The organism is Actinomadura sp. NBRC 104412 (assembly GCF_030269515.1).
GTDB lineage: Bacteria > Actinomycetota > Actinomycetes > Streptosporangiales > Streptosporangiaceae > Spirillospora.
In genome coordinates this window covers 1-20,861 of the sequence record NZ_BSTM01000026.1, presented here as the reverse complement: position 1 = coordinate 20,861, position 20,861 = coordinate 1, and the positions used below count along the sequence as shown (strand labels likewise).

Annotated in this window: 23 protein-coding genes and 1 tRNA gene; 4 read left to right on the top strand and 20 right to left on the bottom strand. The window is 69.9% G+C overall.

The features are described 5' to 3' along the window. Positions 1-78: 78 nt before the first annotated feature. The 3 genes from QSK21_RS27080 to QSK21_RS27070 form a co-directional block, all read right to left on the bottom strand. Entirely contained in the window at positions 79-1,269 is a 1,191-nt protein-coding gene (locus tag QSK21_RS27080; protein WP_285700011.1) for a CaiB/BaiF CoA transferase family protein, read from the bottom strand. After that, positions 1,269-2,459 (bottom strand): acyl-CoA dehydrogenase family protein, encoded by a 1,191-nt coding sequence (locus QSK21_RS27075; protein WP_285700010.1) that lies wholly within the window; start codon positions 2,457-2,459, stop codon positions 1,269-1,271. Before QSK21_RS27075 ends, QSK21_RS27080 begins: the two co-directional genes overlap by 1 nt. A 68-nt stretch (positions 2,460-2,527) precedes the next feature. After that, a complete protein-coding gene (locus QSK21_RS27070; protein WP_285700009.1) occupies positions 2,528-3,229 on the bottom strand; it encodes a GntR family transcriptional regulator in 702 nt (233 codons plus the stop codon). Between the two features lie 81 nt (positions 3,230-3,310). Here QSK21_RS27070 and QSK21_RS27065 point away from each other — a divergent pair, with 81 nt between their 5' ends. Next, positions 3,311-4,477 (top strand): acyl-CoA dehydrogenase family protein, encoded by a 1,167-nt coding sequence (locus tag QSK21_RS27065; protein WP_285700008.1) that lies wholly within the window; start codon positions 3,311-3,313, stop codon positions 4,475-4,477. Here the strand turns inward: QSK21_RS27065 and QSK21_RS27060 are convergent. The 8 genes from QSK21_RS27060 to QSK21_RS27025 all read right to left on the bottom strand — a co-directional run bounded on the left by QSK21_RS27060 (position 4,470) and on the right by QSK21_RS27025 (position 13,133). After that, a complete protein-coding gene (locus tag QSK21_RS27060) occupies positions 4,470-5,294 on the bottom strand; it encodes an HTD2 family dehydratase (protein WP_285700007.1) in 825 nt (274 codons plus the stop codon). The genes QSK21_RS27065 and QSK21_RS27060 overlap by 8 nt on opposite strands. Then, positions 5,291-6,460: a CoA transferase gene (locus QSK21_RS27055; protein ID WP_285700006.1), complete on the bottom strand. Its 1,170-nt coding sequence runs from the start codon at positions 6,458-6,460 to the stop codon at positions 5,291-5,293. Before QSK21_RS27055 ends, QSK21_RS27060 begins: the two co-directional genes overlap by 4 nt. Before the next feature lie 122 nt (positions 6,461-6,582). Then, positions 6,583-7,737: an acetyl-CoA C-acetyltransferase gene (locus QSK21_RS27050; RefSeq protein WP_285700004.1), complete on the bottom strand. Its 1,155-nt coding sequence runs from the start codon at positions 7,735-7,737 to the stop codon at positions 6,583-6,585. A gap of 21 nt (positions 7,738-7,758) precedes the next feature. Further along, the gene (locus QSK21_RS27045) at positions 7,759-8,385 is read right to left on the bottom strand and encodes a TetR/AcrR family transcriptional regulator (RefSeq protein ID WP_285700003.1); all 627 of its coding nucleotides are present in this window, start codon (positions 8,383-8,385) and stop codon (positions 7,759-7,761) included. A 15-nt stretch (positions 8,386-8,400) separates the two neighbouring features. Continuing rightward, positions 8,401-9,192, bottom strand: a complete 792-nt coding sequence (locus QSK21_RS27040; RefSeq protein ID WP_285700002.1) for an SDR family oxidoreductase — start codon at positions 9,190-9,192, stop codon at positions 8,401-8,403. Beyond that, positions 9,189-10,376 (bottom strand): acyl-CoA dehydrogenase family protein, encoded by a 1,188-nt coding sequence (locus QSK21_RS27035; protein ID WP_285700000.1) that lies wholly within the window; start codon positions 10,374-10,376, stop codon positions 9,189-9,191. Before QSK21_RS27035 ends, QSK21_RS27040 begins: the two co-directional genes overlap by 4 nt. A gap of 42 nt (positions 10,377-10,418) precedes the next feature. Further along, positions 10,419-12,248, bottom strand: coding sequence for a SpoIIE family protein phosphatase (locus tag QSK21_RS27030; protein ID WP_285699999.1), 1,830 nt, complete (start codon positions 12,246-12,248; stop codon positions 10,419-10,421). Between the two features lie 132 nt (positions 12,249-12,380). Beyond that, a complete protein-coding gene (locus tag QSK21_RS27025; protein ID WP_285699998.1) occupies positions 12,381-13,133 on the bottom strand; it encodes a serine hydrolase in 753 nt (250 codons plus the stop codon). A 222-nt stretch (positions 13,134-13,355) separates the two neighbouring features. Here QSK21_RS27025 and QSK21_RS27020 point away from each other — a divergent pair. Further along, positions 13,356-13,432, top strand: a tRNA-Pro gene (locus QSK21_RS27020). Positions 13,433-13,522: 90 nt separating this feature from the next. On the opposite strand, the gene QSK21_RS27015 is transcribed toward QSK21_RS27020, so the two are convergent. The 6 genes from QSK21_RS27015 to QSK21_RS26990 all read right to left on the bottom strand — a co-directional run bounded on the left by QSK21_RS27015 (position 13,523) and on the right by QSK21_RS26990 (position 17,996). Next, entirely contained in the window at positions 13,523-14,761 is a 1,239-nt protein-coding gene (locus QSK21_RS27015) for a site-specific integrase (RefSeq protein ID WP_285699997.1), read from the bottom strand. A gap of 135 nt (positions 14,762-14,896) precedes the next feature. Continuing rightward, on the bottom strand, positions 14,897-15,073 hold the full coding sequence (locus QSK21_RS27010) for a helix-turn-helix domain-containing protein (protein WP_285699996.1): 177 nt from the start codon (positions 15,071-15,073) through the stop codon (positions 14,897-14,899). Positions 15,074-15,230: 157 nt separating this feature from the next. Beyond that, complete coding sequence (locus QSK21_RS27005) at positions 15,231-17,042, bottom strand: FtsK/SpoIIIE domain-containing protein (protein WP_285699994.1); 1,812 nt, start codon at positions 17,040-17,042, stop codon at positions 15,231-15,233. After that, on the bottom strand, positions 17,039-17,383 hold the full coding sequence (locus QSK21_RS27000; RefSeq protein WP_285699993.1) for a hypothetical protein: 345 nt from the start codon (positions 17,381-17,383) through the stop codon (positions 17,039-17,041). The genes QSK21_RS27005 and QSK21_RS27000 overlap by 4 nt, the downstream gene beginning before the upstream one ends. 32 nt (positions 17,384-17,415) lie before the next feature. After that, complete coding sequence (locus QSK21_RS26995) at positions 17,416-17,604, bottom strand: hypothetical protein (RefSeq protein WP_285699992.1); 189 nt, start codon at positions 17,602-17,604, stop codon at positions 17,416-17,418. A gap of 173 nt (positions 17,605-17,777) precedes the next feature. Then, on the bottom strand, positions 17,778-17,996 hold the full coding sequence (locus QSK21_RS26990) for a hypothetical protein (protein WP_285699990.1): 219 nt from the start codon (positions 17,994-17,996) through the stop codon (positions 17,778-17,780). 179 nt (positions 17,997-18,175) lie between these two features. Here QSK21_RS26990 and QSK21_RS26985 point away from each other — a divergent pair, with 179 nt between their 5' ends. Both QSK21_RS26985 and QSK21_RS26980 read left to right on the top strand, forming a co-directional pair. Then, the gene (locus QSK21_RS26985) at positions 18,176-18,922 is read left to right on the top strand and encodes a helix-turn-helix domain-containing protein (protein WP_285699989.1); all 747 of its coding nucleotides are present in this window, start codon (positions 18,176-18,178) and stop codon (positions 18,920-18,922) included. Between the two features lie 2 nt (positions 18,923-18,924). Beyond that, complete coding sequence (locus QSK21_RS26980; protein WP_285699987.1) at positions 18,925-19,401, top strand: NUDIX hydrolase; 477 nt, start codon at positions 18,925-18,927, stop codon at positions 19,399-19,401. Here the strand turns inward: QSK21_RS26980 and QSK21_RS26975 are convergent. The 3 genes from QSK21_RS26975 to QSK21_RS26965 are packed head-to-tail and all read right to left on the bottom strand — an operon-like array spanning position 19,398 to position 20,725. Beyond that, positions 19,398-19,961 carry an HD domain-containing protein gene (locus QSK21_RS26975; RefSeq protein ID WP_285699985.1) on the bottom strand — a complete coding sequence of 188 codons (564 nt, stop codon included), beginning with the start codon at positions 19,959-19,961 and terminating at the stop codon, positions 19,398-19,400. The two genes, QSK21_RS26980 and QSK21_RS26975, sit on opposite strands and share 4 nt — an antisense overlap. Before the next feature lie 21 nt (positions 19,962-19,982). Continuing rightward, positions 19,983-20,534, bottom strand: coding sequence for a GntR family transcriptional regulator (locus QSK21_RS26970; RefSeq protein ID WP_285699984.1), 552 nt, complete (start codon positions 20,532-20,534; stop codon positions 19,983-19,985). Next, positions 20,531-20,725 carry a BldC family transcriptional regulator gene (locus tag QSK21_RS26965; protein WP_285699983.1) on the bottom strand — a complete coding sequence of 65 codons (195 nt, stop codon included), beginning with the start codon at positions 20,723-20,725 and terminating at the stop codon, positions 20,531-20,533. The genes QSK21_RS26970 and QSK21_RS26965 overlap by 4 nt, the downstream gene beginning before the upstream one ends. Positions 20,726-20,861 lie beyond the last annotated feature (136 nt).

Below are 20,861 nucleotides of genomic sequence, written 5' to 3'. Positions count from 1 at the left end.
ACGGCACACGTCAAGTGCACACGTCAAGCTGCACCGTCAAACTGCATCCGTCAAGCTGCATCCGTCAAGCTGCATCGGTCAGCGGATCGTGCCCGCCGCGCGCATCCGCTCGACGGACGCGCCGTCGTACCCCAGCTCCGCCAGCACCGCGTCGGTGTGCTCGCCGAGCGCGGGGATCGGCCCCATCCGCGCCTCCGCGTCCGCGAACGTGATCGGCGGCAGGATCGCCCGCAGGTCCCCGACCGGCGAGCCGACCTCCCGCCAGCGGTCCCGCTCGGCCAGTTGCGGATGCGCGACCAGGCCGTGGCCGTCGTTCAGCGAGGCGTTCGGCACCCCCGCCTCGTCCAGGCGGCGCAGCAGCTCCTCCCGTCCCATCCGGGACGTGAACCCGGCGACCAGCGCGTCCACCTCGGCGCGGTTGCGGACGCGGGCCTGGTTGGTGGCGTACCGGGGATCGGTGACCAGGTCGGGGCGGCCCAGCACGCCCGTGGCCAGCGCCGCCCAGCCGCGGTCGTTCTGGACGCCGATCACCACGTCCACACCGTCCGCCGTGGGGTACTTGTCGTAGGGCGCGATCACCGGGTGCCCCAGCGCGGTGCGGCGCGGCGGCTCACCGGTGTAGAGCGTGGTGTAGAGGGCCTGCCCCATCCATTCGGCGACCGCGTCGAACATCGACACCTCGATCGACGCGCCCTCCCCCGTCGTGCCGCGCCGCACGAGCGCGGCCAGAACACCGGAGAACGCGTACATCCCGGCGGCGATGTCGGCCAGCGGCGACCCCGCCTTGACGGGCGTCTCGGGCGTGCCGGTGACCGAGATCAGCCCGGCCTCGGCCTGCACCAGCATGTCGTAGGCGCGCTTGTCGCGGTACGGGCCGCGCGAGCCGTACCCGGACATGTCCACCACGATCAGCCGCGGATGCCCGGCGCGCAGCTCGGCCGCTCCCAGCCCCATCCTGGCGGCGGCGCCGGGAGCGAGGTTCTGCAGGAAGACGTCGGCGCGCTCGATCAGCGCGCCGAGGACGGCCCGTCCCTCGCCCGCCTTGAGGTCGAGCGCCACCGACTCCTTGGACCGGTTGAGCCAGGCGAAATGCGTGCCGAGCCCGCCCCGCACCGCGGTGTCGTACGCGCGGGCGAAGTCGCCGCCGTCCACCCGCTCGATCTTGATCACGCGCGCCCCGAGGTCGGCGAGCTGGCGGGTGGCGAACGGCGCCGCCACCGCCTGCTCCAGCGCGACGACCGTGATCCCCTCCAGCGGCAGCGCCCCCATCAGGCGCCCCGCTCTTCCAGAAGCCGCCGGCCGATGACCAGTTTCTGGATGTCGGCGGTGCCCTCGCCGATCAGGAGCATCGGCGCCTCCCGGTACAGCCGCTCGATCTCGTACTCCTTGGAGTAGCCGTAGCCTCCGTGGATCCGGAAGGACGCCTCCACGACCTCCTTGCAGTACTCCCCGGCCAGGTACTTGGCCATCCCGGCCTCCAGGTCGTTGCGGTCGCCGGAGTCCTTGCGGCGGGCGGCCATCACCATCATCTGGTGCGCCGCCTCCACCTTCGTCGCCATCTCCGCCAGCCGGAACATGACCGCCTGGTGCTCGGCGATCGGCCTCCCGAACGACTCGCGCCGCCTGGCGTAGTCGAGGGCCAGCTCGTACGCGCGGCGCGCGACCCCGCAGCCCCGCGCGGCCACGTTCACCCGGCCCACCTCGACGCCGTCCATCATCTGGTAGAAGCCCCGGCCCGGCGTACCGCCGAGAATCTGGCCGGCGCCGATCCGGTACGCGTCGAAGACCATCTCGGTCGTGTCGACGCCCTTGTACCCCATCTTCTCGATCTTCCCCGGGATGGTCAGGCCGGGCGCGACCTCCCCGTACCCGGGCGTCTTGTCGACCAGGAAGGTGGTCATGCCCTTGTGCCCCGCGTCCGGGTCGGTCTTCACCAAAGTCGCGACCAGGTGGGAGGTGGCTCCGTTGGTCAGCCACATCTTCTGCCCGGTGATGAGGTAGCCGTCCCCGTCCGGGACGGCGCGGGTGCGGATCGCCGACACGTCCGAGCCGCAGTGCGGCTCCGACATCGAGAACGCGCCGCGGACCTCGCCCGCCGCCATTCCCGGCAGGTAGCGCGCCTTCTGCTCGGGCGTGCCGTGCTGGGCGAGCATCCAGGCCACGATGAAGTGGGTGTTGACGATGCCCGACACGCTCATCCAGCCCCGCGACAGCTCCTCGACCACCAGGGCGTAGGTCAGCAGCGACTCGCCGAGCCCGCCGTACTCCTCGGCGATCGTCAGCCCGAACAGGCCCAGCGCGGCCATGCCGTCCACGATCTCCCGCGGGTAGGCGTCGGCGCGTTCCAGATCGGTCGCGACCGGCAGGATCTCCCTGTCGACGAACGACCGCACCGTGGCCAGGATCTCTCGTTGCTCGCCGGTCAGGCCGTGGGTCTGCTGCAGCCGTCCGCCGCTCATGATCGGTCCGCCCTTCCTCGCCGATGGTCTTCACGATGCCGCTGTCGCCGGGCAACGCCGGGGGGTCGTCAGCGGGCCGGGTCGTCCTCGCGCCAGAAGCCCTGGCCCTCCAGGTGGACGACGAGCAGGGTGCCCGCGTGCCGGATATGCGTGCGCATCGCCTGCCGCGCGGCCTCGCCGTCCCCGGCCCGCAGCGCGGCGAGCACCAGATGGTGGTCGTCCACCGAGGCTTGGCTCCAGCCCTGGATGCCGGCGTAGAACCGGCGCGGCGCGTACCGCACGACCAGCTGCAGCAGCCACGCGGTCTTCGGGGAGCGCGCGGACAGGTTGATCACCCGGTGGAAGTGGTGGTTGGCCCGCTCGATGGCCTCGGAGTCGCGCAGCCTGGACGCCCGTTCCAGGTCCTCCTGGGTGCGGTCGAGCGTGGCCAGCTCGTCCTCGGTGATCCGCGCGGCGGCGCGGGCGGCCAGCTCGCCCGCGAAGTACGCCTGCGCCTCGAAGAGGTCGTGCACGTCCTCCCGGGTCAGCGGGGCCGGCATGAACCCGCGGCGCGGCTCCAGCCGCACGAACCCCTCGCCGCGCAGCGACAGCAGCGCCTCGCGCACGGGGGTGACGCTGACCCCGAGGTCGTCGGCGATCCGTTCCAGCCGCAGGAACTCGCCGTGCCTGACCTGCCCCGACATGATCAGGTCCCGGACGTAGGCGGCCACCTCGTCGCTGAGCTGGCGTCGCCTGCCCAGGGCCCGGTCGCCGGACGGCACCACTGTCATCGTCTCCCCTGCATCCGACTGCCAACAAAATATATGAAATCCTGGCAGCCCGTCCGGATGACACCACGTGAGGAGAGCGCCGTGTTCGAGCCGACCGCCCGCCTGGACGACGAGGAGCGGGCCATCGTCGAGGTCGTCCGGGAGTTCACCGACCGCGAGATCCGCCCGTCCGCGCGCGAGCTGGAGCACGCGGACGCCTACCCGGAACGGCTGATCGAGCGGATGAAGGAGCTGGGCGTCTTCGGCCTCGCCGTGCCCGCGCGGTACGGGGGGTCGGCGGTGTCCAAGCGCTGCTACGCCCTGGTCACCGAGGAGATCGCCCGCGGCTGGATGTCGCTGGCCGGGGCGTTCGGCGGGCACACCGTGGTGTCGCACCTGCTCGCCACGTTCGGCACCGAGGAGCAGAAGGCCCGCTACCTGCCGCGCATGGCCACCGGCGAACTGCGCGCCACGATGGCGCTGACCGAGCCGTCCGGCGGCTCGGACCTCCAGGCGATGACCACCACGGCGCGCCGGTCCGGCGGCCGCTACGTGGTGCGCGGCGCCAAGATGTGGATCACCAACGCGCGCCGGTCCGGGCTGGTCGCGCTGCTGTGCAAGACCGACCCGGAGGCGTCCCCGCGGCACCGCGGCATCAGCATCCTGCTGGCCGAGCCGGGACCCGGGTTCACCGTGTCCCGCGACCTGCCCAAGCTCGGCTACAAGGGCGTGGAAAGCTGCGAGCTGGTCTTCGACGGGTACGAGGCCCCGCTGGACGCGGTGCTCGGCGGCGAGGAGGGACGCGGCTTCGCCCAGATGATGCGGGGCCTGGAGGTCGGCCGCGTCCAGGTCGCCGCCCGCGCGCTGGGCGTGGGCAGGGCCGCCCTGGAGGACTCGATCCGCTACGCGCAGGAGCGCGAGGCGTTCGGCAAGCCCATCTGGCAGCACCAGTCGGTCGGCAACCACCTCGCCGACATGGCCACCAAGCTCCAGGCGGCGCGCCTGCTCACGCTGGACGCCGCCGAGCGGCTGGACGCGGGGCTGCGCTGCGACATGGAGGCGGGCATGGCCAAGCTGTACGCGTCCGAGGCCGCCATGGAGATCGCCCTCGACGCGGTGCGCGTCCACGGCGCCGCCGGGTACTCCACCGAGTTCGACATCGAGCGCTACTTCCGCGACGCACCCCTGATGATCGTCGGCGAGGGCACCAACGAGATCCAGCGCAACGTCATCGTCCGCCAGCTCATCGAGCGCAACCGGATCAGCTGAACCCGGCCGTCATGGCGGTGACGGCGCCCGGCGCGCGGATCGCCAGGTCGCCGTCGGGCGAGCCGGTGGCGAGGAACGGCTGGCCCGCGTACACGGGGCTGCGGGCACGGAACGACAGCCGGCTCACCTTGTGCCCGGCGCGGCGCGGCAGCTCCAGGCACAGGATCGCCAGCAGCGGCCCGTGGACGACCAAGCCCGGGTGGCCCTCCACCTGGGTCGTGTACGTCTCGTCGTAGTGGATCCGGTGCGCGTTATAGGTCAGCGCGCTGAACCGGAACAGCAGGACGGGGTCGGCGGTCATCGCCAGGGTCCAGGGCGCGTCGCCCTGCTCGGGAGGTTCGGGGGGCTCGTAGGACGGCTGCGCGGGGCGGGTGGCGGGATCGCCGCTGCGGTAGACGAGATCCTGTTCCTCTACGGCGAGTTCCGTCCCGTCGGTGCCGTCCAGGAACGTGTGGCGGACGGTCACGAACAGCAGCTCGCCGCTGCGTCCGTGCTTCAGCTCCGTGGAGGCCAGCTCGGAACGGCGCGTCACGGCCGTGCCGATGCGGAGGGGGCGGCGCAGGGAAAGGCGCCCGCCCGCGAACATGCGGCGGCGGTCGGGGATCGGCGGGAGGAAGTGCCCAGCAAGGGGATGCCCGTCCGGCCCGAGGTCCTTCTGGGCGGGACGGTCCAGGAAATGGACCCAGTGCCACAGCGGGGGCAGTTCCGGGCCGGGAGGGGCGGTGTCGAGCAGGCCGGCCAGGGCCTCCGCCGGGCCCGGGCCGATCGTCTCGGTCGTCTCGTACGGGGCGGGCGCCCAAACCCTGACGTCGATCATGCCACGGCCCCCTTGGCGCGCAGCGCCGCCACGTCCGCCGCGTCCAGTCCCAGATCGGCGAGGACGGCGTCGGTGTGCTCGCCGAGGCGCGGCGCCGGGACGGGGGCACGGTCGCCGGTCCCGGTGTCGAGCGGGGACGCGGGCGCGCGGAGCCTGCCCACGCCCGGCTGGTCGATCTCCCCGATCAGCGGGTTGCCGTCCAGGTCCAGCTCGGTGAACCGCCGGTAGGGCGCCCACAGCACGGCCGAGCCCCGGAACGCCTCGGCGACCTCCTCAAGGGACCGCTCGGCGAACCAGGGCGCGAGGAGGGCGGCCAGGGCCTCGCGGTGCCGGTAGCGGTCGCCGTCGACGCCGAAGTCCGCGCCCAGCAGGCGTTCGAGCTCGGCGACGGTCCCCTTCAGTCCGGTGACCTCGCACAGGTCGGTGAAGTGGCGCGTGGTGAGGGCGACGACCATGACGCGGCGGCCGCCGGCGAGGGCGAAGTCGCGTCCGAAGCCGCCGAACAGGTGGTTGCCGACGCGCTCGCGGTCGTGGCCGAGCTGGGCCTCGGCGAGGAAACCGAGGTTGCCGGCCATGGCGAGCGCGACATCGTGGAGCGGCAGGCGGATCCGGGCGCCCTCGCCGGTACGGGAGCGGCGGCGCTCGGCGGCGAGCAGGCCGGTGGCGGCGTAGAGCCCGCACGCCATGTCCCAGGCGGGCAGGACGTGGTTCACCGGCGCCCCGTGGTCGGGCGGGCCGGTGACGAACGGGAACCCCACCTCCGCGTTCACCGTGTAGTCGACGGCCGCGCTCCCGTCGTGGCGGCCCTCGATCTGGAGGTGGATGAGATCGGGACGGGCCTCGCTCAGCGCCTCGTACGACAGCCACGGCCGCCCGACCGCGTTGGTCAGCACGATCCCGGCGTCGGCCGCCAGCCGCGTCACGACGTCGCGTCCCTCGGCGGAGCGGAAGTCCACGGTGATCGACCGCTTGCCCTTGTTCATCCCCGTCCACAGCAGGCTGGTGCCGGACGGGGCGAGCGGCCAGCGGCGGACGTCGGCGGCGCCGCCGACCGGATCGACCCGGACGACGTCGGCGCCGAGCTGCGCCAGCGTCATCCCGCCGAGCGGGGCGGCGACGAAGCTGGAGATCTCGACGACCCGGAGCCCTTCGAGCATGGTTGCCATGCCTCATATATTTCATAGCCGCATGAGGCGCGCAGGCATCGGGCCCCCCGTGGCGGCGGCGACCGCGGTCCGCCCCGGTCGGAGCCGTTCGATGACTCGGTCGGAGCCGTTCGATGACTCGGTCAGAGCCGTTCGATGATGGTGACGTTGGCCTGGCCGCCGCCCTCGCACATCGTCTGCAGCCCGTACCGCCCGCCGGTGCGCTCCAGCTCGTGCAGCAGCGTGGTCATCAGCCGGGCGCCGCTCGCGCCGAGCGGGTGGCCGAGCGCGATCGCGCCGCCGTTGGGGTTGGTGCGGGCCGGGTCGGCGCCGGTCTCCTTCAGCCAGGCCAGCACGACCGACGCGAACGCCTCGTTGATCTCGATGGCGTCCAGGTCGCCGATCGTCATCCCGGTCTTCTTCAGCGCGTACGCGGTGGCGGGGATCGGCGCCGACAGCATCCGGATCGGGTCCTCGCCGCGCGCCGAGAGGTGATGGATGCGGGCCCGCGGGGTCAGCCCGTGATCGGCGACCGCCCGCTCGGACGCGATGAGCAGCGCCGCGGCGCCGTCGGAGATCTGCGAGGAGAGTGCGGCGGTCAGCCGCCCCCCTTCGAGCAGCGTCTTCAGGCCCGCCATCTTCTCCAGGGAGGTGTCGCGGCGCGGCCCCTCGTCCGCGGAGACGCCCTCGTAGGGGACGATCTCCCGCTCGAACCGTCCCTCGTCGATGGCGCGGATCGCCCGCTGGTGGGAGGCGTAGGCGAACTCCTCCATCTCCTCGCGGGAGATGTCCCAGTCCCGGGCGATCATCTCGGCCCCGGCGTACTGCGACACCTCCCGGTCGCCGTACCGCCGCGTCCAGCCCTTCGACCCGGCGAACGGGCCCTCGGTGAAGCCCAGCGGCTCGGCGGCGGTCATCGCGTACGCGATGGGGATCTGCGACATGTTCTGCACGCCGCCCGCCACCACCAGGTCCGACGTCCCCGACAGCACCGCCTGGGCGGCGAAGTGCACCGCCTGCTGGGACGAGCCGCACTGCCGGTCGACGGTGACGCCCGGCACCTCCTCGGGCAGGCCCGCCGCCAGCCACGCGGTCCGGGCGATGTCCCCCGCCTGCGGGCCGACCGTGTCCACGCAGCCGAAGATCACGTCCTCGACCGCGGCCGGGTCCACCCCCGACCGCTCCATCAGCGCGGACAGCACGTGCGCGCCCAGATCGGCGGGATGCGCGCCGGACAGCCCGCCGCCGCGGCGCCCGACCGGAGCGCGGACCGCTTCGACGATGTAGGCATCGGCCATGGGGGACCTCCTGAGTGAGGGTCAGCTCGCCGGTCCGGACTGGATGCCTTCCAGGACCATGGCGAGGTACTGCTTGGCGATGTCCTCGGCGGACAGCCGCCCGCCGGGGCGGTACCAGTTCGCCGCCACCCACACGGTGTCGCGGATGAACCGGTAGATCAGGTTCAGGTCGAGGTCGGACCGGAACACGCCCTCGTCCACGCCCCGTTCGAGCAGGCCCGTCCACAGCTCCTCGAAGCGGCGCCACGAGTCGCGCAGGTAGGCGAAGCGCTCGCTGGCGGCCAGATGCCTGGACTCGTTCTGGTAGATCACGACGGCGGGCCGGTGCCGGTCGATGGACCGGAACGACTCCACCACGATGGCCTCCAGCGTCTCCCGCGCCCCGAGCCCGGACTCCAGGACGCGGTCGTAGGCCGCCCACATCTCGTCCAGGAAGGTCGACAGGATCTCGTCGACCATCGCCTCCTTGGAGTCGAAGTGGTAGTAGAGGCTGCCGCCCAGCATCCCGGCGGCGTCGGCCACCTGCCGGATCGTGGTCGCGGCGTACCCCTGGGAGGCGAACACCTCCGCCGCGGTGGCGAGCAGCCCCGCCCGCCGTTCGGCGCGCGCGGCGGCGGTCCCCTCGGTGTCGCGCCTGCGTGGACTCATGGGTTCCGGTTTCCCTTACGGATGCTGGCTGGAGACGGACACGACCTCGCCCGTCATGTAGGACGAGTAGTCGCTGGCCAGGAACACGATGACGGTCGCGACCTCCCACGGCTCGGCGTACCGGCCGAACGCCTCCCGGCTCGTCAGCTCGTCCAGCAGGTCCTGCGAGGTCACCTTGACCAGGTGCGGGTGCATCGCCAGGGACGGCGCCACCGCGTTGATCCGTACCCCGTGCTCGGCGGCCTCCAGCGCGGCGCAGCGGGTCAGCGCCATCACGCCCGCCTTGGCCGCGGCGTAGTGCGACTGCCCCTTCTGCGCCCGCCACCCGATCACCGAGGCGTTGTTGACGATGACGCCCCCGTCCGGCTGGCCACGCATGACGCGGAGGGCGGCGCGGGTGCAGCGCATGGTGCCGTTCAGGGTGACGTCCAGGACCTTCGTCCACTCGGCGTCGGTCATGTCGGCGAGCTCGGCGGTGCCGCCGAGGCCCGCGTTGTTGATCGCGACGTCGATGCGCCCGAAACGCCCGACCGCGTGCGCGTACAGGGCCTGGACCTGCTCCTCGCCGGTGACGTCGCAGGGCAGCGCGGTGACCCGGTCGGCCCCGAACTCCTTCTCCAGCTCCAGCCGGAAGCCCTCCAGGCGCCGCTCGTGCGCGTCGGAGATCACGACGCTCGCGCCCTCCTCCAGGCAGCGCCGCGCGGTCGCCCCGCCGATGCCCGCCCCGGCCGCCGCCGTGACCACCACGACCTTGCCGTCCAGGAGGTCGCGCGGCGCGGGGTACGCGGGCGGTCCCGCGGGCCTCACGGCCTCGGCTCCCTGGGCAGGCCGAGGACGCGCTCGGCGATGATGTTGCGCTGGATCTCGTTCGAGCCGGCGTAGATGGTGTCGGCGCGGGAGAACAGGAAGAGCCGCTGCCATTCGTCCAGGTCGTACGGCTCGCCGCGCGCCACGAGCCCGGCGGCGCCCAGCACGTCCATGGCCAGCTCGCCCAGCTCGCGGTGCCAGGTGCCCCAGACCAGCTTGGAGATGGACGACTCCGGTCCGGGCGCCCCGGCGGCGATCCCGGCCATGGTGCGGGTGGCGTTCAGCCTCATGATCTCCAGGCCCATCCAGGCGCGGGTCAGCCGGTCGCGCAGCAGCGGATCCTCGATCGCGCCGGTCCTGCGCGCCAGCTCGATCACCCCGTCCAGCTCCCGGCGGAACCCCACCTGCTGGCCGAGCGTGGCGACGCCCCGCTCGAAGCCCAGCGTGGCCATCGCGATCTTCCAGCCCTGGCCGGGCTCCCCCACGATGTTGGACGCGTCCGTGCGGGCCCCGTCGAAGAACACCTCGTTGAACTCCGAGGTGCCGGTCGGCTGCACGATCGGGCGGATCTCCACGCCGTCCTGCCGCATCGGGACCAGCAGGTACGACAGCCCGCGGTGGCGCGACGAGCCCGGCTCGGTGCGGCACACCACGAAGCACCAGTCGGACTCGCGCGCCAGCGACGTCCAGACCTTCTGCCCGGTGATGCGCCATTCCGTCCCGTCGTCGGCGAGCCGGGCGCGGGTCTGCACGCCGGCCAGGTCGGAGCCCGCGTTCGGCTCCGAGTAGCCCTGGCACCACAGCTCCTCGACGGCCACGATCGGCGGCAGGAACCGCTTGCGCTGCTCCTCCGTGCCGAACGCCATGATCGTCGGGCCGAGCAGGTTCTCGCCGATATGGCCGACCCGGGCGGGCGCTCGGGCCAGCGCGTACTCCTCATTGAAGATCACCTGCTGGGTGAGGCCGGCCCCGCGCCCGCCGTGCTCCACCGGCCAGCCCAGGCACGTCCAGCCCGCCGCGGCCATGTGCCGTTCCCAGGCCAGCCGCTCCTCGAACGCCTCATGCTCGCGTCCCGGCCCGCCCAGGCCCCTGGCGTGCGCGAACTCCCCGGACAGGTTGGTCTCGAGCCAGTCCCGGACCTCTGCCCTGAACGCCCGGTCCTCGGGGCTCTCGTCATGCTGCACGCCGTTACTCTACCAAACAGTTGTTAGAAAGAATCCGGGGCGTCATTCGACGCGGATGGCGAACAGCGTGATGTCGTCGGAGCGGTCGTGCCGCATCTGCGACAGCACGTGGTCCAGCACCGGAGCCGGGCCGCTGGGATGGTCCGCCAGGACCTCCCGCAGCCGCTCGATCCGGTCGTCCAGGTCCGCGTCCCGCCGCTCCACCAGCCCGTCGGTGTAGAGGAACAGCAGATCGCCGGTCAGCAGCCGGGTGCTGATGGTCGAGTACTCCACCGACGGCGCCGCGCCCAGCATCGGCGCCGGATCGGTCTCCAGCAGGATCGCCCGCCCTCCGCGTACCATGATCGGAGGCAGGTGGCCCGCGCAGGCCCACTGCATCACCCGGTCGCGCGGCTCGTACAGGGCCACCAGCGCCGTGCCCGTCGCGATCGGGCCCTCCAGTTGCCCCACCATCTCGTTGAGCCACGCCATCTGCTGGCCGGGGGGCTGCCCCGTGTACGCGAGGCCGAGCAGTCCGTTGCGGGTACGCGCCATCGCCGCCGCGGCCGACAGCCCATGCCCGGCCGCGTCCCCGATCGCCAGCAGCGACCGCCCGTCCGGCAGGGTCCTGGTCGCGAACCAGTCCCCGCCCAGGCGCGCGCTCTCGGCCGCCAGGCTGCGGATCGACACCTGAAGCCCCGGCAGTCGCGTGACCCCCTCGGGCTCGGGCAGGATCGCCCGGCGCAGCGTCGCCACAACCCGCCGCTCCTGCGCGTTCGCGGCCTGCTGCCGGAGCATCTCCCGGCGCGTCTCGGCGAGCGCGCGCTCCATCCCCCGGCGCCGCGTGATGTCCTGGGACACGAAGTTCGCCGACACCGCGCGTCCCGACGTGTCCAGCACCAGCTCGGCGAAGATCCACAGATGCCGATGCTCGCCCTCCGGGGTCACCACCCGGTGCTCCATCTCCACCGGGCCCCGGCGCCTCAGCATCGTCTGCATGCGCTCGTCGACCAGTCCCCGGTCCTCCTCGACCAGCAGCTTCTCCAGCTCCCTGCGCGGATGGACGCGCTTGTTCGGGTCCAGCCCGTAGTTGCGGGCCATCTGCTCCGACATCACCATCTCGTCGGTGTCCAGCACCCACTCGCCGAACCCGATCAGCGCCAGCCGCCCCACCCGGTCCAGGCGGCGGCGCATCCGCTGCTCCTCGTCGTGGTACCGCCAGGTCACGCACACACCGGTCGGCACCGGAACGCAGCGCAGGCTCACGCTGGCCGTCTGGGTCACCCCTTCCTGCGCCGTCGAGAACTCGAACGGCCCCCTTTGGTACGGCTCTCCGGTTTCCATCACCTTGACGTACTCGTTGAACAGGCCCATGAGCGCCGAACCCGGGTCCATTCTGAGAAGCCTTTTCCCCCACAGATCCGAGGGTTTGCGTCCGAACAGGTCCTTGGTGACCTCGTTCGCGCCCGCGTAAAGGAAATCCAGCACGCGCCCCTCGGAATCGCGCACCGGCACGAGATGCGCCGCCGCGTCGATGGAAGCGTCCAGCACGGCCTTCGCCGCCGGATCGTCCGGCAGCTCCTCGAGCCGCTGCTTGTCGCCGGCCAGCCCGGCCTCGGCCGCCCGTCCGGCCTCCACCAGCGGCGTGATCTCCGGCGCCAGCCCGGGCGCGCCCGCCCCCTCCCCCACGCCCGTCACCAGCGCGGCGGCCTCCTCCAGCTCCAGGTCCAGATCCCGGGCCAGCCAGATCAGATGCTGCAGCGCCTCGCCGGGATCCACGCCCAGCCGCCCGGCCAGCACGACCCGCGCCTCCGCGATGATGGCGCGACCACGGGCCGCCCCGCGCAGGTCGTCCAGCTCCTGATTCGGTGGTCTGCGCTCCGCTTCCCCCACCCGAATCCCCCGATCAACGTGATACGGCGCTACGAGAGAAGAACCGTACATAAGGCTATGAGGCGTGCTATTCATAACCTTCGCGCGGGGCAGGGGATTTTGCCGCCCGCTGGATGTGTCAGCGCCTCCGCTTTACCGATTCGCCGCCTGATGGACCTGCCGCGTCAACGATGTCAGCCGCCGTGCCGCCACCTGGAACGACGACCCCGCCGGATGCAACGTCAGGACCACGACGATCCACCGGTCGCCCTCCCCCACGACCCCGGTCGTGTGCAGCACGGGCCGTCCCAGCCCCAGGTCGGGCGCGCTCACGGTGCGCACACCACCCTCAGCCCGGCACGGGGTCGCCGGCACGTCCCCGAACCCCGACCACCCCTGCTTGACCACCCACGGCCTCGGCACCGCCCGCGGAATGCCGAAGTACTGGTCGTACCGGTCCGTCCCGCACCGGGTGGCCTTCCGCAACTCCCCCATGATCAGATCCCGGTGCGCGGCCGGCGCCCGTTCCAGCAGGTACCGGTACGCCCGCGCCACGTCCATGGCGCTCAGCGCCGTGTACCCCCAGAACCCGGGCCTCTCCGCGGGCGGCGGAGCCGTGTCCCGCAACCCCACCACCCGCACCATACGCTCGATGATCGCCCGCTGCCCGCCAAGCCTCCACAACCGCGTGGCGGCCCCGTCATCACTGGACCGCAGCATCGGCCGCAGCACCGCCAGCTCCTCCGCGGTGACCCGCTCCCGCCCCCTCAGAAAGTCCAGGGCGATAAGGATCTTCACCACCGACGCCGACCGGAACGTCCGCCGCTCCCCCGAGCGCACCACCACCTGCCGGCGCTCCCGGTCGTACACCACGTACCCCGCCCGCACCCCCGCGGGCACCCGCACACGCGCACTCTCGGACGCCGAGGGCCTCCCACTGACCGAAGGGGGAGGCTCCGACCTCGTCCCCTCCGCCGAACACCCGCCCAGGACCACGACCAGCCCCAGCGCCACACGCCCCACCAACGAGATCACCCGGCCATGCCTACCAGATCGAGGCCCCCGTAACCGAGTACGCACCGAAGCCCAGACTGCGCTACAGTAATCAAGCCCGCTCATGAGGGGCACCGGGACGTAGCGCAGTTTGGCAGCGCACTTGACTGGGGGTCAAGGGGTCGTGGGTTCAAATCCCGCCGTCCCGACCACGTTCTTGCAGGTCAGAGGGGCTTCGGATGTCGACTCCGAGGCCCTTTTCCGATCTTGAAAGCCGAGAGGAGCCGAACGGGGAGCCACCGTCACGCGACTTGCGCGGATTTCTGGGTGTTCCTCTTCGTTGCGGTCTCGGTCTTGCCGCTTCCGCTCTCACTGGCGCCGAACACGGCGTTGATCGCCTCGGCGCCCTTGGTGATCACCGGCCTGAGCTGGTGCCGGTAGACCTCTTCCGTGACCGCCGTGGACGAGTGCCCGCACAGATCGGCGATGTTCTCGATGGGCACGCCACTGTCACTCATGATCGAGACGAACGAGTGGCGCAGTTCCCGGGGAGCCCATGACTCGCCGATGCCCGCCTTCTTGGTGATGAGCCGGAACGCCCGTCGCACGTTGGCGGCATCGAGCGGTGTTCCGGTCGGTGAGCAGAACACCAGGTTGTTGTCCTGCCATGCCTTGCCGGCCCTGAGCTTCTGGGCGGCTTGGCGAGTGTGGTGTCTCTGGAGGGCTTCGGCGGCCCGCTCAGGGAGTTCCAGCGTGCGGCGAGACTTTTCTGTCTTGGTGTCGCCGTGCGCCCGGACGGACCGCCACACATAGAGGGCGAACCTTTCGTGATCGAAGCCGACTTCGGTCACCGGTCGCCATCCTGTCTGGTCATCGACCCATGCCACGACGTGATCCCAGCGAAGCGCTCGCGCCTCTTCGGTACGGATGCCGGTCATGAGACTGATCACGACGTAGGCGTGCAGTCTCGATGACTTGGCTTGCTCCAGTACCGCCGTCGCCTGGTCGAGCGTGAGCGACTTGCTGGGGCGTCCTGTCCTGCCGGTTGGGGTCTTGACCAGTTCGGCCACGTTCCGCGTGATCATGTCGCGCGCCTGGGCTTGCCGGATCGCGCGCTTGAGGATGCCATGGACGAGTCTGAGGCTTCGAGTGGACAGCTTGTCCGTGAGCCCATCCAGCCACTCGTCAACGTCGTCCGCGCGTAGGTCCTTGAGCTTGACCTTGCCGATCAGCGGGATGACGTGCTTCGCGGCGAGACACCGATAGTTGGCGATGGTGTCGGCATCGAGACCCTTGAGCCCCTTAGAGAGCCAGTCTTCTACGGCGGCCCCTACCGTGTAGTTCGTGGGACTCTTGATGCCCGACTCCAGGTCAGCGACGGCCCTCCTGAGCTTGTCGGTGACGTCTGCCTTGGTGCGCCCCTTCCTCTTGAGGCGCTTGCGCTTGCCGTTCGGGGCGAACCCCAGTGACAGGGCGCCGGTGTATCCGTCGCCTTCCCGGTAGATCGACCCTTCGTACTTACCGACCAGGATCCTCGCCAAGATCATCCCTCCCTTCCGTGTCGAGGTGGGCCGTTCCGGGCGAACGGCCCACCAGCGACGATAACCCAAGACGTCCCTAGACGTCCCTACCTCTTGGGTGCGATTCTCCGGATGCGTTCGGGATCCGCCCGTTGATCAGTTGGGGGACTGGTCTTCGAGCGAGGCGATGAAGTCGGCAAGGTGCTGGTCGGTGATACGGCGCAGTTTGTCGATCTTGATGCTGTGGAGGCGTCCGGTCCGGATGAGGGTGTAGACCTTGTCGCGGCCGATCTGGAGGATCTCGGCGACCTGTTCGACGGTGTACGCCTTCACGATCACCTCCTTTCTCCCCGAGTCGTCTCGGGGGACGTGTCGGGCGTGTCGATCATCTCCGTTTCGTTACGGCGGGTGATTGTCTCCGTCTTCGTCTATGTCTTCGTCTAGGGCCATATGCGTGCAGACGCGCGCGAGGGCCGTAGACGTAGACAAGTCACTCAGAGTGTTCGGTCACGGCGCGCCATCGTCCGCGCGAGACCTGGATGACGCGTCCGGTTTCGGTGAGGTCGCGTAGCCGTTGGTAGATCCAGGGACGGCTCATGCCGGTTCCGGCGATCAGGTGGGAGACGGGCGTGCCCTCGTCCGGCGCGCCGCTCAGCATGGCCCACAGGGTCGCCTCGGGCGTGTGCGTCTCCTCTACCCTGAGCGGGACGCAGGAGGGCGTCTCGGCGCCGTGGACGGCGCGCAGCGCGATTCCTGCGCGCGCTTCTTCGATGGCCGTTCGCGAGATCTCGTCGAGTATCGGGCGTAGGCCGGCATGTCGCTGCGCGGCCTCGGCTACGGCTTGGTCGGTGAGCAGGTAGGCGCGGCCTTGCCGAGGAACGTCATGCTCGGGCGCCGAGAGCAGGAACTTGCCGGGTGCGTTGAGGGTGTGGGCGTGCCATCCTGCGGCGAGCATCCCTTGTCCGAGGATGAGGTCGACGTCCTTGCGCTCTCGTACGCGGAAGGACACGCGTACATCCATCTGGGAGCGGACGGCGCCCTTGCCCATGGCCTTCTGCGTCGGCCGCTGGGTGGCCGCCACGAGGGTCACCGCGACGGCCCGTCCTCGTCGGGCGATCGAGTCGGTATCGGTGACACTCTCGGGTGCATCGTCGGCCAGCTCGGCGTACTCGTCGATGACGATCACAAGTGCGGGCATGTCCGGGGACGGCTCCCACACCCGGCGCCCCTGTGCGGCCAGGGATGCCGCACGCGCCTCCAGGACGGCCACCGCATCGCGCAGGAGTGCGTGGGCTTGCTCGGGTGTGGTGGCGAGACGATCGATGCAGGACGCCCACGGCTGGAGTTCCATCCCGCGCTTGAGGTCAACCGCCCAGATCACCACGTCCTGACATGCGGTGAGGTTGCCCATCACCACGTTGATACCGCCGCTCTTGCCCGACCCGGCGACCCCGCCGAACAGGCCATGGCGGCGCAGCAGCAGGACGCGCGCGCTGGTGGCGTCCTCGAACGGCCCCAGGTCGATCGGCGCGGTGATGGACGAGACGGACGGGCCGGGCCATGCGATCGCGTCCGCGTGCGGGTCATGGTCGAGAACGCGCAGCTCGAACCGGTTGGCCTTGTCGTCGCGTGTCGGGTAGACGCGGACGGCGCCTCGGAACGTGCCTAGAGCCGACTCGATCGCCGGAATTTTGGCGGTCACGTTCTGGATCGTCTGACCGCGTGCCAGGGCGAACCGGGCACGCCATCCCCACACGTCCACCATGGCCGATTGGACCCGTGAGCCGGTCAGCCCGATCGACTCGGCGATTTCGGGCCATGCCGCGATCTGACGGTCTACGCGCACCTTGGCGCGCCGTCGCCGATGCACCCACCACGGCACGCCCAGCACTAGGACGCCCCCGACGAGAAGCTGGGGAAGCGGCTGGTAAGCGATCCCAAAGACGGTGGCCAAGGTGAGCCACGCGCCCGCGCTTATGACCGCCGTCGCGGCATACCAGCGTTCCAGCCGAGACAGATTGAGCCGTTGCCGGAACAGAGCCAGAGCGGACACCAGCGCCACAGTGGCGCAGAGGACGAGCGGCCACCACTGCGGATAGGCCGCGTGGAGGAAGGCGCCGACCAGCGCCAGCACGCCGCCCGAGGAGACCGGCGCCAGCTCGGAGCGGTACCGCCACAGGAGGCGACCGAGCACCACGGCGGCGACGTCGGGAAAGCGGTCGTCCCGGTTGATGACGATCATTGGCTGTAGCCCGTACCGGCGCATCTTCTGGGCATGCCGGCGCATCTGCCGGCCGTTCATGGAAGCTCCCACCACTCGGGCGGAAGTTGCCCTTGCGCGCGCAATTCGTCGCGCACGTAGTACAGCGCATCCGGCTCATCCTCCCGATGCGCTTTGAGGGTCGCGCGTGCGGCGGCGACCAGGTTCGACAGGTTGAACCGGGCCTTGATCAGCTCGACGTTCAGCCGGTTGATTTCCGTGAGCAGGACGGGAGTGTCGCTGAGTGCGGCATGCAGCCGAAGCCACAGATCATCGATCGTTTCCATCGCGTCGGCGAGCTGGGCGACGATCTCACGCGCCGCTAGATTGCGTTCGCGTACTCGCTGCGGGTCGATGCTGCTGGATTGTGGAATGTCAGGCACCAGGGCATCCCTCCTTCCGATTCGAGGGAGCGTCAGTGCTGAGAAAGGCTCTGGACGAGAACCGACACCAGTTGGCGAATCTGCGGCGCGGCACTGGTCGCGGCGAGGAAGAACCCAAACAACAAGCACACGACCAGATGCCACGCGCGCAGTCCCATGTACCGCCACGCCACCCAGACCACGGCGCCCAGGACCGCCACCAGCGGAACGGAAACGTTCACGTCGTGTCTCACCTCCCTGACATCAGAGCCAGAGGTCGGGATACCGGGACCCTTGGCGGCGGCGCCGCCACCGCGCCCGCGACCGGCATTTGCGGCACCGCTGATTTCCCGGCTCGATGCGGGCACCGCACGCGCACGAGTAGGCGGTGATGATTCGTGGAAGTCGCATCGGCTCACCGTCCCGCCGTGACACGCTCCCGCTCGGGAAGGTCGTCACACGTCGTGCGAGTGGTGAGCAGACGGCGAGAAGCGAGACCGGTACGGCTCGGGCCGTCACTCCGGCTCATGACGCGACGCTCCTCGGCGTGAATGCCGATGACCACCATCGCGAAAATGCCGCAGACGGCACCGGCCAAAAAGGTAGCGCTGATCGCGACCAGGACAGGGATCATGAAGATCACCTCTCTCGCGTAAGGCCCGATATCCGGCGGCGGCTCGGGCGATCCGATTGCCTTACGGCAAAGAGAGTCCTCCCGGACGCAGGGACGAGATCACTACATGACTGGACCTGTTCAGGACGTCCTCGTAGGGTTGTCGGCGTCCCTTGACGTCCTGCGATCCGGACGGGTGCATGCCGAACGAACGTCTACGCGCGGCGCTGCTGCAACGCGGCATGACCATCGCTGCTCTGGCCGAGGAGATCGATGTCGATCCCAAGACCGTCGAGCGATGGATCACCAAGGACCGCACGCCCTACCGGCGGCACCGCTACGCAGTGGCTTCGCGGCTCGGGCTCGACGAGTCGTACCTGTGGCCCGAGGCGCTGACCAAGGAACAGGTCACCCAGGTTTCCGACAGCGAGATCATTACCGTCTACCCGCACCGCTGGGCGGCCCCCAGGGACGCGTGGGGACGTCTGTTCACCGACGCGCAACACCAGATCGGCATCCTGGTCTACAGCGGCATGTTTCTCGCCGAGGACACCGGAGTGCAGCGCACACTGGCGGACAAGGCCAAAGCCGGCGTCCGGGTGCGCGTCCTCCTGGGCGACCCCGACGCGCCCCAGGTAGCCGAACGCGGCGCAGACGAGGGCATCGGCGAGGCCATGGCCGCCAAGATCCGCAACGTCCTCGTCATCTACAAGCCACTGAGCAAGCTCGACAACGTCGAGATCCGCCTACACGGCACGGTGCTCTACAACTCGATCTTCTTCGCCGACGATCAGATGTTCGTCAACACGCACGTCTACGGCGTCCCCGCGTCCAACGCGCCATTCTGGCACCTGCGCAAGATTCCGGGCGGTGAGATCGTCACGACGTACCTGGAGAGCTTCGAACGCGTCTGGGAAGGCGCCAAGCCACTGCAACCGGGGGACTGAGCATGGCCCGCAGGATCGACTACTACGACGACCCCGACGCCCCCAAAGCCAACAGCCTCGTCCCATCGGTCAACGTCGTCGTCACCAACGACAACGGCGAAATCCTCATGATCCGCCGTACCGATAACGACAACTGGGCCGTCCCCGGCGGCGCGATCGACCTGGGCGAGTCGGTCAGCCAAGCCGCCGTCCGCGAGACACGCGAAGAGACCGGCATCGACTGCGAGATCACCGGCCTGGTCGGCATCTACTCCGACCCGAAACACCTCATCCACTACACAAGCAACGACGAGGTACGCCAAGAGTTCTCAATCCTGCTGACCGCCCGCCCGCTCAGCGGGGAACCCACCCCGAGCGACGAATCCCGCGAAGTCCGCTGGATGGCGCCCGAAGACGTCCGCTCCCTACAGCTCGACCGCTCAATGCGCCTGCGCATCAACCACTACCTGGAGCGCCGAAACAAGCCGTTCATCAACTAGAGCGCCAAACCGGCAAGGCGCGATTCTGTCTGGATGTGCTCCACCGCTCCCACCAGATGCGGCTCGGCAAGCCGGGTGAACCGCGTGACCACATGCACAGGGCCGTAACGCGCCCGAATCTCGGCAAGCCGCTCGGAAATGGCAACAGGCTTCCCATCGGGAGTCGTCGTCATGTCGCAGTAGGTCAGCGCGCGGCTCAGACGAGCGTCCGCAGGTGGGAACTCGCTGCTCAGCACTTCGGCGAGACCACGCTCCCGAGCCTCGATGATGGCGCAGGAGTGACCCGCCACCAGACGACACAGCATCTCATTGGCGCCCGCCACATCCCGCAGGTAGCGGGCACCATCAAGCGGATGGAAACCGATCACGGCGACATCCGGGCTGTACCCGATGTCATGCAGCCACGCGGCCGCCTCCAGCAACCCGGCCTGGTCGCCGAGGAGGGGCGCGAGATCCCTGGCCTTCCCGGCAACACCCTGAGTGTGAGCCCAACGACGAGGCAACGGCCCTTCGAGCAGGTCACGGGCGATCTCGCACGCCCAAGCGGCATCGGCGTTCATGTCTCCGACGCTACGGGCACCTCAGCGGACATCCACGGACGCCCCCGGATCATCTGGGGACGTCTTGGACGTGACGACCCGTCCCCGTCCCCAAACGCACACCACCAAGCCCGCCCGCTCCAGCTCGACGAGCGCACGCTGAGCGGTGTACCTGGAGACGCCAAAGCGCTCACTGACCCGTAGCTCTCCTGGCAACAACTCACCTGACTGGAGGCCGCCGCTTTCAATCTCGGCACGGAGCCTCGCCGCAATCCTCTGATACTGAGCGCCGGCCACCGTCCCCGAGACGGTTTCCTCAGTGCCTCGAACAAAACGCCCGACCCCCGCCACAACGCTGATCAAACCCTCATCCTGGAGGGCCGATAGCGCCCCACGAATCGTCCCGCGTGTCACAGCGAATTCGTCACACAGGGCAGCCTCGGACGGGAGTCGAGATCCGGCACGGTAATCACCGCTTGCGATTCGCTCCCGCAACGTCCCGGCAATCCGCTTGTACGCACCACGCGGTGTCTGGCCACGACCTGGAGGTACGCAACGGATCTCTCCCAACGGAACGGATTCGCGAGCCGTCACTGGGGGCGCTCTGGGGTCCTCAGGAGTGCCCGCACCTCAGCCTCCCGGTAACGGCGGTGTCCACCGAGCGTGCGGATGCAGGTGAGCTTCCCGGCCTGTGCCCAGCGAGTCACCGTCTTGGGATCGACGCGGAACAGGGCCGCCACCTCGGCCGGAGTCAACAACGTTCCGATCTCGTCTTGCGATCGCATGCTCTGTCCTGTCGGTGGCGGCTGAAGAATGACCCCCTGTGGACGCGCGAACCTTGACCCCCTTCATCCTCTGGAGGGTGATCAAGGTGGAGGACTGGGCAGAGATCCGTCGGCTGTATCGGGCTGAGGGGATGCC